Below are 14,160 nucleotides of genomic sequence, written 5' to 3' on the forward strand. Positions count from 1 at the left end.
ATCAATCTGCGGATTTTTCCTGCGTAGGCATCGCACGATCAGGCGTCGGGTCTTCTGGTTGAACGCCGTGGCGGTCGTTAACGCTGGCGCGCAGGCGGCCACGGCTGTGTTATTCGGCCACATCTTCGCATTGTTCGTGTCGCGAGAGGCGTTTAATCACGGACCATTTTGGCTTTATGTCGGATTGTCAACCGGCTTCTGGGCGGCCTCTTCGGCGATGACGCGCGTCGAGTTTACGCTCACCGCAGCGTTGCGAGAATACACGGCATTATTCGTCGGGCGCGCCGTGTGCGCTTCAATGATGCGCAGGCCGGTAGGCGCTGTGCGGGGCGAGGAAACGGCGTTGACGATGGGCCGGTTGAGTGAGGACGCCAGCGCGTGCACCGAACTGATCGTATTCTCGGGCGGTATTGCCAAACCCGCGACACTGGCGGTCATCTCCTTCATCTATGCCGCGATGCTGAGTCCAATCGTGCCCTTAATCGTCGTAGTATTGGTGCCGTTCTACTCGCTATTTATGGCCCGCCGCCACGACCTGGGGTCAAGGCTATTTTTCGATGCATCGGAGCGCTCGGCGGTGACGGGTGCTTTTCTACACGAGACGCTCGCGGGCCATTCGATCCTTGTGGGACATGGGGCCAGCGGACGACGAATCGCACGTTATGTACTGCTTATGAAGGTGCGGATGCGCAGCCTGACCCGTGCGCAGTGCAACGCTGCGACCATCCATTCGCTCGCCTTTTCCTCTCAAGGGCTACTGACTCTGCTCGTGCTAGTCATTGGTGGCATCGCTATCCGAGAGGGCGCGGCCGATATTGGCCTCATCGTCACGGTCAATACGATGATCCTTTATCTTTGGACCAGCACGCAAACATTGGTCCAGAGCGTCAGCGCGCTTCACAAGCTGCTACCTAATTTGATGCGCCTATCCGCGACGCTCGCGATTGGCCGCCGCGTAGCGCCGCCCGTTCGACGTATCGAATGTGTGGCCCGCAGCATCGATGTGCGTGACGTGAGCCTCATCTATCCTGGATCGGACCGCGCTGTGCTCGACCACGTTTCGCTGACGATCCAAGAGGGCGAGCGCGTGCTGGTAACGGGAGCCAACGGCGCAGGGAAGAGCACCTTATTCAACTTGCTATCCGGAGCGCTGGCCCCAACGTCGGGCGAAATTAGTATCGCTAGCATCGCGATCACACCAGACTGGTCGGGCAGCCTCTACCCGCACGTGATAGCGGTGGCGCAAGAAACCTATCTATTCCAAGGGAGTGTTCGGGAAAATATTCTGCTCGGCAACCCGCATGCCGATGAGGCGACCTTGACCGCCGCATTGAGGACAGTGCAGCTCGAAAATAGCCCAATCTTAGCGCGCAGCGCGGTAGGTGAGCGGGGCAGTGAACTTTCCGGTGGCCAGCGTCAGCGCGTGTCCGTAGCTCGAGCGCTGGTCTGCGCGCCTAGCGTCCTACTACTGGACGAACCCACTGCGTCGATTGATTGGGAAAGCCGCCTCGCGCTGTATGAGGCGCTGCTCTCTCACCGTGAACGCACTGTGGTCATCATCACGCATGATCCCGCTGACTTACGTAGTATGGTCGACCGGCATTTCCATGTCGGTGATGGAACAGTGATCGAGCTACCGTTGTCTGCCAAGGTGTCGATGGCATCCGCCTTTACAAAGGCTAGCACTGGCTGACGTATTGCCGTTGACGTAACCCCTTTGACCTGCTCCCCGGAAACCATGCCATTGGTAGTTTAGCTCGCTAGATGAGGACGAGCGATGTGGCGAGTGGCCGTTTTGCCGAGGATCAGATCATTGGCGTGCTGCCCGATCATGAGACTGGCGTGAAGACCGCCGAGCTGTGCCGAAAGCATGGCATCAGCGATGCGACGTTCTACAACTGGGAGGCGTAGTATGACGGCATGATCGGGACGGTGTTCGATCCGGAACTCGATTCTGAAAGCGCGTACGCTGCCGGGATTGTTCGCTGACGGCGGAGCTACCTTCCCAACGTCTGCATCGGTCGATCCGATCGCGTGAGCGCTGGCGAAGCCTTACCAATTGGGAACGGGCAGAGAGAAGACCGAACCTGCCCAGTACACCGCTGTCGCCTCTCACGGGCAACTTTCCCATAATATGTTCCCAATTGCCTTTTCTGAAATGGTCCGTTGGACATGGAATATCGGGAATGCAGGGGGTGCCCGATCGCAGTCGGGCGCTGGGTAGGAACCGGCTGTCTGAGTCCAGCCCGTTCGGAATGGCCAGCAACGTCGACTGCAATCGACACGCAGCGCGCTGGGATCGCCGACATTCGAGATATCAAGGCCGTATAAAGTTCGTATATTCGTCCGACCTGCACATCCTCCCAAGGTCGCGAATGATCGCGGCATATCAAGGAGAACGTCATGGAACGCGATAACGACAAGGCACCGACGCTGGTCGACCTGGGCGATGCCCGTGCCCTGACCCAAGGGCCGGCCGGTACCCCGATCGACGAGGTCCAGGGGTTCCTCGGCGCCGGCTTGGCCGACGACTGAAAGGGTGGCGGGGTGTTCCTGGGAACACCCCGCCGCTTCACGATGAGGTTCTTCCTACCCCCGCTGGTCGGCTTCTGCTCGATAGGCGAGAGCGTGATCTTCCTTGATGCCCGCTCGGATCGCTACTGGATGCTTCCAGTAGCGATGAGCCAAGCCCTCACCCGACTATGCGCGGGTGAAGAATTCGCGGGCGACGAAGCGGCACCGCTTCTCGGGCTTGTCCGGGTTGGACTGCTCGACAGCACCAAGGGCGAGCCTCTTGTGCCTTGCCAACTCCCGCGCGCGCGGACCAGTCGCCTCGAGGTAGTCGACACCACGCCGGGGTCCTCGACGATGATTGCCGGACTGTGCTTCGCGGCGAGCGTCTGGCGCGTGGGCAGGCGCGGCCTGGGATGTGAACTTGCAGGGCTTCAGCGTCGGCGAGAGCGGCGGGGCGGAACTGCCCGCGATGTCGATCGCCATGCGGGCGCCTTTACGCGACTGCGACTGCTGGTCAGCCCCGCGGGGAACTGTCTTCCCCTGTCGCTGGCCCTGGCCCGGCGGTGTGCTTCCGCCGATGCCCGGCTTGTCTTCGGCGTGCAGTTGGACCCGTTCGCGGCGCATGCCTGGGTCCAGCGTGATACCGAAGTACTCAACGACGAGTTGCATGTCGTCTACGCGTTCACGCCGATCCTCGTGATATGATCCGGCCGACGTTCGCTGCATGGCTGGCCAGGTCCAGGCCCTTCGGTGCAGAGGATAAAGCCCTCTTCTCGGAAGCAGCCGGCCGGGCTGGCTTTGGACTATGCCACGTCGACGATCGGATGATGATCGCAGCGTCGCATGCGATTGCCACGCTGGAAGGCTGTATTGTCGGATCGCTGTTCCGGCGCGGAGACGCCACGCCGCTGACGGAAGCGACGCTTGGCGCCTCGTCCGGGACTGTAAGTGCGGCAAGTGAACTGACGCGCGACCATTGGGGCGATTATGTTGCCTTCGGTACCTCGCGTGCCGTCCGCTACGCCTTGCGCGCGCCGTTCGGCAGCTTGCCATGCTATTGGCATGAGGCACCCGACCATGTCGTTATGGCCTCTTCGGTCCGACTATTGTGCACATTCGGTGGTTTGGCTCCGGCTGTCGACTGGCACGCCCTGGGACATTTCCTCGCGGCCACCGACCTGCGCAATGGGCGCACTTGCCTGCGCGGCGTCGAGGAACTTGGCGGTGGCCAGGCAATCGAGGCCTCCGACCGCGGCATTCGCCTGGAACGGCACTGGTCTCCTTGGCCATGGACCGACCGGGCGCAGGCATTCCACAATCGCGATGCGGCGGCGGAAGCATTGGCCGGGGCGATCGACATCGCGGTCGTGTCACTCCTTCCGGTCGACGTGCCGGCGATCCTGCTCCTGTCCGGCGGGCTGGATTCGTCGGTCGTGGCGGCGGCGCTGGCATCTAGTGGGCGCCGCTTCACCTGCCTGACGATGGTGGTCGCGGACGCACAGGGCGATGAGCGCGACCATGCCCTAGCAATGGCGCGCCATCTCGACGTCCCGTTGGTCGAGGTCGTTCGCGATCCTCGGCAAGTCGATCTCACGCGTCCCCTCGCACTTGGCTTGCCGCGACCGACTGGCGCGCAGTTCCGCCAGGCCACTTTTGCTGCCGCGGACGATCTGGCGAGAGAAACCGGCTCGACACTGGTCATCGATGGCGGTGGCGGCGACAACATGTTCTGCTCGCTGCAAAGCGTCGCCCCGGTGGTCGATGCCCTGCTCGGAATAGGCAGGGAGTCACGTCCCCTCGCAACGGCGGCCTCGATCGCACGGATGGCCCAGGTCAGCATTGCCGCTGTGTTGGCACGCGCCGGCGTGCGCCTGGTGACGCGTCGTGCGGCCTATCGCTGGCCGGTCGACCACAGCTTCCTCGATCCCGGGATAGTCGATGGCCTTGATCCTTCCCATCCATGGCTCGAGGTGCCGCGAGGCACGCCGCCGGGCAAGGCAGCGCAGGTCGGGCTTCTCCTTGCCGCCATGGCGGTCGCGTATGGCCTCGATCCGGACCGCCACCCGGCGCTCCTGTCGCCCCTCGTCTCGCAGCCCATTGCAGAGGCCGCGCTAGGGGTGCCGAGCTGGATGTGGTTCGAGGAAGGACGCAATCGCGTGCCCGTCCGACAAGCTTATGCCGCCCGCCTGCCCGCGTCGGTGGTGGGGCGGCGATCCAAGGGGACACCAACCGGCTTCCTGGCGCGACTGGTCGAGAGGGAGACCGACATGTTGCGGCCTTTCCTCCTCGACGGATGCCTGGCCATCCAGGGCGTCATCGACCGGGCGGCGGTGGAGGCCGCGCTGGCGCCGGGACCGGCCCGCGACCTGCGCTTTGCCCGCCTGTTGCAACTCGCCGGCGCCGAGGCCTGGGCGCGGTCATGGGGCTGATGCCAGGGGTCGGGTCAAGGCCGAATGGTCACGCCAGTCTTGCCACCGCCGATACTGCTCGCGCTTGGCGGGATCGGGATCCTCCTCTCCCCGAAGCCAGAAGCGGAACCAGTCGAGATTGCGGGCATAGACCGCGGCCCGGTGCGCCGGCTGCCATTTGATGTGATGCTCGTCAGGGAAGATGCGAAGCTCGACGGGTACGTCGTTCTCGCGCAGCGCCGCGAATGTCTCGAGCGCGAACAACCCTTCCTCGTCGGCCAGCTGGAAGAGGATCGGTGTGCGCAGCCGGTGGGCGGCTAGAGGCAAGGATATTGGTGCCCAGAATGCGGGATCGTCGTCGGCCACCTTGGGAAAGCCCATGGCGCGCATCTCGTCCGCGAGGACCGTGCCCCCGTAGATGAGGTCGCTCCGCAGGTAGCGGCAGCAGGTGCTGAGCGACGCAGCGCGGAACGATACGCCGGCGACCAGGGCATAGCGCGCCGTGGTCGATCCGTCGCTCAGCCCGGTGATGCCCATCCGGTCACGGTCGATGTCGCCGCGCGCAGCAAGTTTCGCCAATCCCGCTTCGAGCGACGCGTGGGTGCTGCGCCGCTCGTCCCAGTTGCGCAACACGGCCGCGACGGCCTCGGCGCTCGAGAGATTGGGCCGGGCCTGCACGACAAGCGGTGGACGCTGAAAGCTCAGCACCGCGATCCCATTCGCGGCCAGCGGCAGGATCGGATATTCGTCGCCCGTGCCGCCGCGCAGGAAGCCGCGGCTGGTATACTGGACGATGACCAGCGGCCAGCCCTTGGCAGGTGGTCGTCCTGCAGGCAGGACAAGATCGCCCCAGGCGGGAAGACCCGCAGGGTTCGTCCAGCGCAGGCGCTCGACACGGGGCTTGGCTCGCGACGCGAACTCTGGGTTTGGATCGAGGACGGTTCGTGCGGCACCGCTGGCAAGATCGATCCCGACGATTCGGCGCGGCGCCAGCGATGATTCCCGCAGGCACAGCAGTTCCCGGGGGGGGCATGGTGCAGCCGACCAGCGCATCCTCGGTAGTCAAGATGCGACGGACTGCAGCCTCGCCCGGCATCCAGCGAAAGAGCGACGTACGCTCGTTGTTCGGGCCCTCATAGCGGAGGAAGAGAAGGCTGCGGCCATCGGGGCCCCACCACATCCCGCGGATCGAGCCATGGCAGTCGGAGGCGATACAGGCCAGCCGGCCGCCGTTCCCGTCGGCCCAGATCCGGCGGCCGGCAAAGGGGGATGGACCGTCCACCTCGGCGCCCGCCCTGCGCCCGTCCGATGTCACGGCATTCAAAGGAGAGGGCTCGCTCAATATCGGTTCACCACCCAGGCGTGCGATGTCCTGGCGACCGGCACGCGCAACCGGTCCGCCCTCCCGTGGAACCGACCAAACGACTCTATCGAGGTTGCCCGGCAGCTGCGGTGCAAAGCCGTTGGGCGGGATGACGCGATGGTCGAACAGGAACCCGGTGCGGCCCTCGGCGTGCACCGCGTCGGCAAAGGTCGTTCGTCCGGGCCGCGTCGCAAAGACAAGCCTTGACCCATCCTTGCTCCACGCGATGGCCTCGACATCGACCGGCGCGTCGGTGATCCGCACGGCGGTGCCGTCGTCGACCGAGACACGCCAGGCCTGCGTCCGGCCGCCGACACGCTTAAGATAGGCCAGGTATCGCCCATTGGGCGACCATGCCGGGACGATGGTCGCAGGCAGGCCGCTGCCGGTCCGCGACCCGCGCACGACATTTTCCGCGCGTATCGCCTCGCCGCCTTCATCGACGATCCGTGGCCGAGCCTGCGGCTCGAGGCCGAGCACGACCAAGGCCTGGCAGACGCGATTGGCCACGGGGTCGGCGCGCGAGATCACGAATGCGATCCGGCGACCATCGGGCGAGACGGCGAGCGGGCTTGGTCCCCCGACCGAGGGGTCCGGCTGGCCGATGTCGCGCAAGGCCAGCAGGTCGTCGAGTGAGACCGGTCGACTCGTTGCGGCGGCCGGGGTGAATGCCGGCATGATGCTGAGGCATGGCGGGGGCGCGGCATCGATACCAGCGACAGCGAGGCCAGCGGCCAGCAGCAGAACGCTCACCACGACTTGGTCGCCGAAATCGCGAGGACACGCCCGAACGGCGAATAATTGGTCGAATCGTAGGGCGTGTCGTACGGCAGCGTCGTCGCGATCGCGCTGGGCTTGGCATCCAGGATGTTCTGGGCGGTCACGACAAGGTCGACACCGTGCCACCATGTTGGTCCTGAGCCGGTGCGATAGCGAAGCGTGAGGTCGCCCTGCGTCATGCCGCCGACACGGCGTGCCGGCGAGGTCCGTCGGTCCTCGACCCCGCCAATCCGGCTCACCGCGCCGGTGAGCGTCAAGCCGCCCTGGGTCCAGCCGAGGGAGGCTCGTCCCCGGAAATGGGGAGGATTGAAGATCGTGCCGGCCAGATCGACGACGGGTTGCGCTGGCGTCAGTTGCTGGCCGCTTTGCAGATAGGCGCCGGAAAGGGTGGCGTTGATCTGCCCGGCGCCGAGACGGCGATCAAGGCGGGCCAGCATGTCGAGGCCCCGTACGCGCTGCCGGCCGGCATTGCGGTTGGCGTTGTCGATGACCGCGACCACGCTCGTAGGGTCATAGGTGCGACCGGTGGCGTTGAGGAACTGCCCCGCCCCGAGACGCAGGGTTTCGAGGGTCGCAAGGCTGGGGGAGCGCAGCACTTGGTCGGCATAGGCGGGATCGGCGAGCGCACGGGCGATGAAGGTGACCGGTGCCACGATGCGATCCCGATAGAGTGTCTCGAAATAGCTGATCTCGACGCTCAGCCCGTCGATCGCGCGGGGATGGAGGGCCAGCGTCGTCGACCAGCTGCGGGCACGCTCGGGCTGCAGGGTATCGCGTCCCCCGGACAAGAGCAGGGCGGCGGCCCCGGGCGCCAGGCCGGTCCCGCCGAACACGGTGGCTGGAAGGGCGGCGACCACCAGCGGCTGGTAGCGCTGGAGGAGGGTCGGCGCACGGAAGGACCGGCCCCAGCTCGCCTTTACCGCGACATCGGGCGTCGGTGCGTAGACCAGGCCGAGCTTGGGCGTGGTGACCGCATCGATGCCGGGATAATCTTCATGGCGAAGGGCCAGGCTGGCATCGAGGCGATGGACGGCCGGGATCGCCTGGGCGGGGCCGACGAGCGGCAGGCTGGCCTCGGCATAGGCGTAGCGGCTGTCCTGGTGCGCATCGACGTCCTGCGCAATGTTGTCGCCGCGCTGGCTGACGAGCCGGTTATCACGATAGCCGACGCTTAGCGCGATCTTGGCGGGACCGCCGGGCAAGGCGAAGAGCGGGCCGTCGGCCGCGAGCTCGACGCTATGGGCATCGTTGCAATAGCAGCCGAAGGTCCGGCTGGTCAGCTGGGTGCCGGTGAACTGGTTGGTAGCATAATGGACCCGGTCCCGGCCCGCGCTGCCCGCGAGTTCGAAGCGCCACGCGCCGGGAGACCAGCGCAGCGCCGGCGCGATCGCGGCCGAGTCGCTGTCGAAGGGCTGCTCGGCGTGTCGAAACGGCGTCACCCCGGCGGCGCTCAACGGAAACTGGGAGAAGCTGCGGCGATTGTTGTAGAGCAGGTCGAGCGAAAGCTCGACAGTGTCGGCGAGACCCTGATGGCCGGACAGTACTACGCTGTGCCGCCGGAGCGCTGGGTAGAGATCGAGCCCGACCCGTTCGCGGGCATAGTCGCGGTCGACGGCGCGGATGGCGGTGCTGTGCCCGAACTCATAGGCGAGCAGCATGCCGCCGCCCGACCATCGCTTTCCCGCCAAGACGCCGTAGACCTGCTCGGCATTGCCGCCGTCGGTCGAGGCGCCCAAGCGCGCGCTCGTGGTCAGCCCCTGGGCATCGCGCCGGAGTCGGATGTTGGCCACGCCGGCGATCGCATCCGATCCGTACAGCGCGGAGGCGCCGTCCGCGACGATCTCGATCCGCTCGACCGCGTTCACCGGGATCGCGGAAACATCGACGCTTTGCCGCGAGGCGCTGTAAGCTAGCCGCCGGCCATTGAGTAGCGTGAGCGTCGCGTCGCTGCCCAGGCCGCGCAGGTTGAGCGACGATCCGCTCCCCACATTGACCCCGCTCCTCGCCGGCACATTGGTACCGATGCCGGGGTTCTGGCCACCGCCGAAATTCTGCGGGATGGTCCGGATGACCTCGGCCAGCGTCGCTTGGCCTTCGCTGCGGATCGTATCGGCGGTGCGGACGATCAGCGTCGAGGCGACCGGTGCGCCGCGAATGCGGCTTCCGGTGACCACGATCTCCGTATCCGTGGACCGCTCCGCCTCGGCCCGGACTTGCGGCCGAACCACGAATCCCTGGTTGATCGGCTCGGCCCGCAGGCCCGACCCGGCGAGCACGCGTGCCAGCGCGCCCGCAGCATCGAAGCGCCCCTTGAGCGGCGGCGCGCGGCGTCCGGCGACGAGGGCCGCAAGCGCCATTATTACCTGCAGTCTGCGCGCGGGAACCGGCTGTTCGAACTGGGGCTTGGTCCCGTTGCGCTGGCGCTGTGCGGCGCGTCGGGCCCGGCGACGCAGAAGCGGATCGACGCCATGCTCGCCGAACATGGCCGCGATGGCTTCGCCGAAGCCTTCCTGCGCGATGCCGGTCTCGGTTGGGCGGCCGACCTTATGGCGAATGCCCCTCAGCCGGAACCTGTCGGAGCATCACTCTAGCGATGCAGGATCACGCGACGCCTGCTGCGGTCATAGCCAGGCTGCCTCGGTCCTAAATTATGGTGCATCTCAGATGCGCGATAATTGCAAAAATCGATCGCCTCGGACCTACCTGCCGGTAACAGACGAGCAGTCAAGGACAGGATGTTTTGGTGGATGCATGCATCGATAACCACGCTAATGATTGATGCATACAGCATGTCCATTGACAACTTGCATTCGAGGATGCATGTGCTGGATGCATCCGGCGTAAAGCCGCTTGATGCTGGTTGGGTGCCACAGATGCCTGCTTCAAAAAAGCGCAGTTATGCGCGGTATACGATGGCAGCGGTAGAGCTCCTCGGCATGCTGGTGCAGCTTGAACGCAAGGCGCGCAGGATGACCGCGCAAGACATGGCGGACCGGCTCGGTGTCGACCGCAGCACCTTGCATCGGCTGGAAAAGGGTGATCCAAAAGTCGAGCTGGGACTTGCCTTCGAGGCTTGTGCCATCCTCGGCATTCCGCTGTTCGAAGAGGATGCACAGGGGGTGTCGATGCGGCTCGACGAAGCGGGCAAGCGCCTCGCACTGCTTCCTCGCCGCGTGCGGCCGAAGCCATTGAGCATCAGCGATGACTTCTAGGCTGCCCCATCCGCGCGAGGCCTTTGTCTGGACCTGGCTGCCCGAAGCCACGACGCCGGTCGTTGCCGGCCGGCTGGTATCCGATGGCGAGCGCATTCAGTTCATCTATGGCCGTTCGTACCGCGAACGGACCGACGCCATCCCGCTCTATCTGCCGGAACTCCCGCTCGTGGGCGAACCCATCGCGCCCCTCGGCACTCTCGCGATGGCAAGCGCGATCCGCGACGGCGCCCCTGACGCGTGGGGACGGCGTGTCATTCTTAACAGGACCTTCGGGATCAAGGGCGACGACCTTGATGGGATCGAGCTGGACGAACTGGCACGCAGTTCACGATGATCGAATGGGCAGGCGTATTGTAGATCTTGCGGCGTGCGATCGTCAGAAGATTTCGCTCAGGTTGGCTCCGCCCTTGCTGCGCGGCGCGATCTGCATGTCGAGGTCGAGCGCTGCTAGGACACGAAACAGGGTGTCCAGCTTCGTACCGGTCTGCCCGCCTTCAATGCGGGAGATGGTCTTCTGCCCTGTTCCGACCGAGGCGGCCAATGCTTGCTGGGTGAGGTTGCGCTGGATCCGCACGTTATGGATGAGCGCACCGAGCTGTTTGGAGAGCGTGCAATGTGCGCCATCCGAACGCCTTTCAACGACGGCATACCGTTCAGGGATAAAGCCGCCATATACCATGCAGGGCATATTTCGGGTTTATACCCCGTAGGGAATATTACGGATTTATACAGAGCTGCAAACCTTGGGCTATGCCGGGGCGTCGGCAATGCTGCCGCCAAAAGCGGGTAGGAGCCGTTCTTATCGGCACCACCAAATGAGCGCATGCCATCTTCTCCGCTAACGCGTGCTTTTCGACGTTCGCCCGCCCGGCCTGCCCCCCTCGCGTGGCCTGGTAGCAACTACCAGTGCGGCGCCGGATGGTGCGACACTCGCGCATTCTTTGCCTGTAGGGCTCAAAACAGTACGGGCTCAGACAGAGCGGCTTGGCATCACACCAGCGGCGTAGATGCCGTTCCTGCAGCATCGCGAGAGGCGGTTACGAATGTCCCTTTAGAGCACCGCCGGGACCTCAGGGAGGCTCTACTTCCCTTCAAGCGAAAGCAGGACCTTATCGGCTTCCCAACCGCAACAACCGAAAGGTGACGTCCATGTCCGCTAACCCTGACCGCTTCCTCCGTCTGAACGCCGTCCTCGCTCAGACGGGACTTCGCCGTTCCACCCTCTACCGCAAGATGGCGAACGGCACCTTTCCGACGAACGTTCAACTCAGTACCCGCTGCGTTGGCTGGCGTGCGTCGGCCGTGGATGAGTGGATGCGCAATCCTACTTCTGACCATCTTGCCGAATAACAGCACCATCATCTGGCAGGCGTCGCAAGTCCTACGCCCGCTTGCGAAACTTGCCCTTGATGACGGCACCGCCGATCCGGAGTTGGTCGAGATAATCCGACCACCACTGCGCCATGCGCACCCGTTCGGCCCAGTGCGCGCCGCGATGATAGGCGGCGCGCACCTTGTCCTTCTCGCCATGGGCCAGCGCGCGCTCGATGGCATCGGGATGCCACAGCCCTGACTCGTTGAGGAGCGTGCTGGCCATGGCGCGGAAGCCGTGGCTGGTCATCTCGTCGTTCTCGAACCCAAGGCGGCGCAGCGCGACGTTCAGCGTGTTATCGGAGATACATCGCTTGGTGGTATGAAGCGCCGGGAAGAGGAATTCGCTGTCCCGCGCCAGCGACCGTAGATCCTGCAACAGGAACAGCACCTGCCGGGACAACGGCACGGCATGCGGCTGCTTCATCTTCATGCGCTCGGCCGGCACGCGCCAGACCTTTTCGGCGAAGTCGATCTCGCTCCACTTCGCCTGCCGCAGCCCACCCGGGCGCAGGAAGACATGCGGCGCGATCCTGAGTGTATGCAGGGTCTCGGGCCGGCCCGTGTACCCGTCGATTGCGCGCAGCAGGTCGCCGACCTTCTTGGGCTCGACGATCGCGGCATGATGCTTGACCCGGGGAACGGTAAGGGCGCCGCGCAGGATGTCGGCTGGATTGCGCTCGGTGCGCAGGGTCGCGAAACCATAGCGAAAGACACGGCCGGCAAAGGAGCGTAGCCGAAGCGCCGTCTCATGATGCCCGCGACGCTCGACCCGCTTCAGCACGTCGAGAAGCTCATGCGGGGTGATAGCTGCAATCGGACGCTTGGCAATGCCATCGAGGAGTTCGAGGAACCAGCGCGCCTTCTTGATGGTGGCGGGGGAACGGCCCTCACGCTCCATCTTCTCGATATATTCCCCGGCGACGAGCGCGAACGTCGTCTGCGCCGCCAGTTCGGCCTTCAGCCGCCGCTGGCGCTTTTCCTCGACCGGATCGATCCCGTCATCGAGTTCGGCCTTGGCCTCGTCACGCTTCCGGCGCGCCTGGACCAGGGAGACATCGGGGAAACTGCCCAGCGACAATTTGCGCTCGATGCCGCAGCACCGGTAGCGAAAGCGCCAGAGCAGGGCGCCGGATGGCTGCACCAGTAGATACAGGCCGTCCGAATCAGCCACCTTGTAGGGACGCTCTGCCGGTTTCAGCGCCCGGATTTGCACAACCGTAAGCATGGGGCCACGCCTTCTGCAACGTTCGTCGCCCCATGATTCGTGGCCCCTTTTGAGTGGGCCACGGCGGAACATAATGAGATTTCACGGGACCGCCGAGAGGCAGTTTACCGCAGATTTCTGCGGTTTTCCAGGTTTGTTCCGGGGACGTGATGGTGCCGCTTACAGGACTCGAACCTGTGACCCCCGCATTACGAACGAAGCGTCCAAGCTGCTTTTCAGCGACTTAGCCGCGTTCTGATGCCGTAAGGCCCTCCCAAAAAACGTTTGATTCCCGTCCGCGATTTCGGGTTGCACCGGAGTCGCACCGGGCAGTCGCGGGCCACGCACCACCGACATCCTGGCGTCTTCGACGCCTTCAGACCTCGCGTAAGCGCCGCGCTGGCTCATGCGATTCAGCGGGCGCTTTCGCGCGCCCCATCGACTTCCCACGCCGGGAGCCGACACGATGTCGCTTGCCTTCTCCACGTCCCCCACAGCCGCGCCGATCGGTGCGCTTATCGCCGCGCAGCTCGAGCGCACGGCTAACCGGTGCCACCGCACGTCCGGCGCGCAGCACCGCACCGGTGCACCCGTCCGGCGCGGCAGCAAGGAGGAGGGGACATTCGAAGACACCTTCTTCGTCCCGATCACCGAGGCCGAGCAACGCCAGATGATCGCCACCGCGAAGGCGACGGTGCGGGAAGGGCGCCGGCTTGCTCGGATGGCGCGGCAGGACGGCCGCAAGCTGACCAGGGCCGAGCGCACCATCGCGGGCCTGAAGCCATCGGCCGTCGAGATTTTCGATGTGCTGTTGCGCCTCGCCAGGCGCTTCGCCGGCAAGGTCTTCCCGACCTACGACCACATCATGGGGGAAACGGACCTCAGTCGCGCTACCGTGGGGCGCGCCCTCAAGGCACTGGAGGCGGTGGGCCTGGTGATCCGTCAGCAACGGTTCCGGCGCGTCAAAGGGGAGGGCAGGGCCACCCAATACCGGCAGACCTCCAACGCCTATCGCACCAGCCTGCCGGCGCGCCTGGTCAAACTGCTGCCGCGATGGCGACGACCGGCCCCGGTGCCCGACGATCACATCCAGCGCGAGGCGGACCGCCTGGAGGATCAGCAGCACATGTTCGATGGCCTGACGTGCCGGGAACTGGCGCGACAGACGCTGCCGCCTGGTCCTCTCGCTGCGGCCGTCGCCGCGTTCGGCGATCGGCTCGATGCCCAGATCGCGAGTAACAATCTGGCCCTGAACCGCCGATAGATTCATCATCTACGGGTCGAGTGGAGTCGCTACGCGAC

12 protein-coding genes and 3 pseudogenes are annotated in these 14,160 nt (G+C 64.9%); 10 read left to right on the forward strand and 5 right to left on the reverse strand.

All coding sequences use genetic code 11. From position 1 onward, the window contains the following. The first annotated feature begins 67 nt into the window (after positions 1 to 67). The 5 genes and pseudogenes from QE452_RS17165 (at position 68) to QE452_RS17185 (ending at position 4,943) form a co-directional block, all read left to right on the forward strand. The gene (locus QE452_RS17165) at positions 68 to 1,693 is read left to right on the forward strand and encodes an ABC transporter ATP-binding protein (RefSeq protein ID WP_309730567.1); all 1,626 of its coding nucleotides are present in this window, start codon (positions 68 to 70) and stop codon (positions 1,691 to 1,693) included. Between the two features lie 71 nt (positions 1,694 to 1,764). Further along, a pseudogene (locus QE452_RS17170) lies at positions 1,765 to 1,908 on the forward strand (transposase); the annotation flags it as partial. A 495-nt stretch (positions 1,909 to 2,403) separates the two neighbouring features. Continuing rightward, positions 2,404 to 2,535: a benenodin family lasso peptide gene (locus tag QE452_RS17175; protein ID WP_219018234.1), complete on the forward strand. Its 132-nt coding sequence runs from the start codon at positions 2,404 to 2,406 to the stop codon at positions 2,533 to 2,535. Positions 2,536 to 2,547: 12 nt separating this feature from the next. Then, a complete protein-coding gene (locus tag QE452_RS17180; protein ID WP_309660117.1) occupies positions 2,548 to 3,219 on the forward strand; it encodes a lasso peptide biosynthesis B2 protein in 672 nt (223 codons plus the stop codon). Positions 3,220 to 3,338: 119 nt separating this feature from the next. Continuing rightward, positions 3,339 to 4,943, forward strand: coding sequence for an asparagine synthase-related protein (locus tag QE452_RS17185; RefSeq protein ID WP_309660116.1), 1,605 nt, complete (start codon positions 3,339 to 3,341; stop codon positions 4,941 to 4,943). On the opposite strand, the gene QE452_RS17190 is transcribed toward QE452_RS17185, so the two are convergent. The 3 genes and pseudogenes from QE452_RS17190 to QE452_RS19140 all read right to left on the reverse strand — a co-directional run. Next, positions 4,932 to 5,975, reverse strand: coding sequence for an Atxe2 family lasso peptide isopeptidase (locus QE452_RS17190; protein WP_309660115.1), 1,044 nt, complete (start codon positions 5,973 to 5,975; stop codon positions 4,932 to 4,934). The two genes, QE452_RS17185 and QE452_RS17190, sit on opposite strands and share 12 nt — an antisense overlap. A gap of 1,059 nt (positions 5,976 to 7,034) precedes the next feature. Further along, complete coding sequence (locus QE452_RS17195; RefSeq protein ID WP_309730429.1) at positions 7,035 to 9,239, reverse strand: TonB-dependent receptor domain-containing protein; 2,205 nt, start codon at positions 9,237 to 9,239, stop codon at positions 7,035 to 7,037. 99 nt (positions 9,240 to 9,338) lie between these two features. Then, positions 9,339 to 9,422 (reverse strand): annotated as a pseudogene (locus QE452_RS19140) (hypothetical protein); the annotation flags it as partial. Between QE452_RS19140 and QE452_RS17200 the strand changes: the two are divergent. From QE452_RS17200 to QE452_RS17210, 3 genes and pseudogenes are all read left to right on the forward strand, one after another. Next, positions 9,414 to 9,656 (forward strand): annotated as a pseudogene (locus QE452_RS17200) (hypothetical protein); the annotation flags it as partial. The pseudogenes QE452_RS19140 and QE452_RS17200 sit on opposite strands and share 9 nt — an antisense overlap. A 156-nt stretch (positions 9,657 to 9,812) precedes the next feature. Continuing rightward, entirely contained in the window at positions 9,813 to 10,277 is a 465-nt protein-coding gene (locus QE452_RS17205; RefSeq protein ID WP_309660113.1) for a helix-turn-helix transcriptional regulator, read from the forward strand. Continuing rightward, positions 10,267 to 10,614, forward strand: a complete 348-nt coding sequence (locus QE452_RS17210) for a hypothetical protein (RefSeq protein ID WP_309660112.1) — start codon at positions 10,267 to 10,269, stop codon at positions 10,612 to 10,614. The genes QE452_RS17205 and QE452_RS17210 overlap by 11 nt, the downstream gene beginning before the upstream one ends. 42 nt (positions 10,615 to 10,656) lie before the next feature. Here the strand turns inward: QE452_RS17210 and QE452_RS17215 are convergent, their stop codons facing one another. After that, positions 10,657 to 10,959, reverse strand: a complete 303-nt coding sequence (locus tag QE452_RS17215; protein ID WP_309660111.1) for a helix-turn-helix domain-containing protein — start codon at positions 10,957 to 10,959, stop codon at positions 10,657 to 10,659. Positions 10,960 to 11,429: 470 nt separating this feature from the next. Between QE452_RS17215 and QE452_RS17220 the strand changes: the two genes are divergently transcribed. Beyond that, positions 11,430 to 11,630 carry an AlpA family transcriptional regulator gene (locus QE452_RS17220; protein ID WP_058744346.1) on the forward strand — a complete coding sequence of 67 codons (201 nt, stop codon included), beginning with the start codon at positions 11,430 to 11,432 and terminating at the stop codon, positions 11,628 to 11,630. A 31-nt stretch (positions 11,631 to 11,661) separates the two neighbouring features. Here the strand turns inward: QE452_RS17220 and QE452_RS17225 are convergent, their stop codons facing one another. Further along, positions 11,662 to 12,879 (reverse strand): integrase arm-type DNA-binding domain-containing protein, encoded by a 1,218-nt coding sequence (locus QE452_RS17225; protein ID WP_309660110.1) that lies wholly within the window; start codon positions 12,877 to 12,879, stop codon positions 11,662 to 11,664. Positions 12,880 to 13,324: 445 nt separating this feature from the next. Between QE452_RS17225 and QE452_RS17230 the strand changes: the two genes are divergently transcribed. After that, complete coding sequence (locus QE452_RS17230; protein ID WP_309660109.1) at positions 13,325 to 14,122, forward strand: helix-turn-helix domain-containing protein; 798 nt, start codon at positions 13,325 to 13,327, stop codon at positions 14,120 to 14,122. Positions 14,123 to 14,160: the final 38 nt, after the last annotated feature.

The sequence above is a fragment of the Sphingomonas sp. SORGH_AS_0438 genome (assembly GCF_031453475.1).
Classification (GTDB): domain Bacteria; phylum Pseudomonadota; class Alphaproteobacteria; order Sphingomonadales; family Sphingomonadaceae; genus Sphingomonas.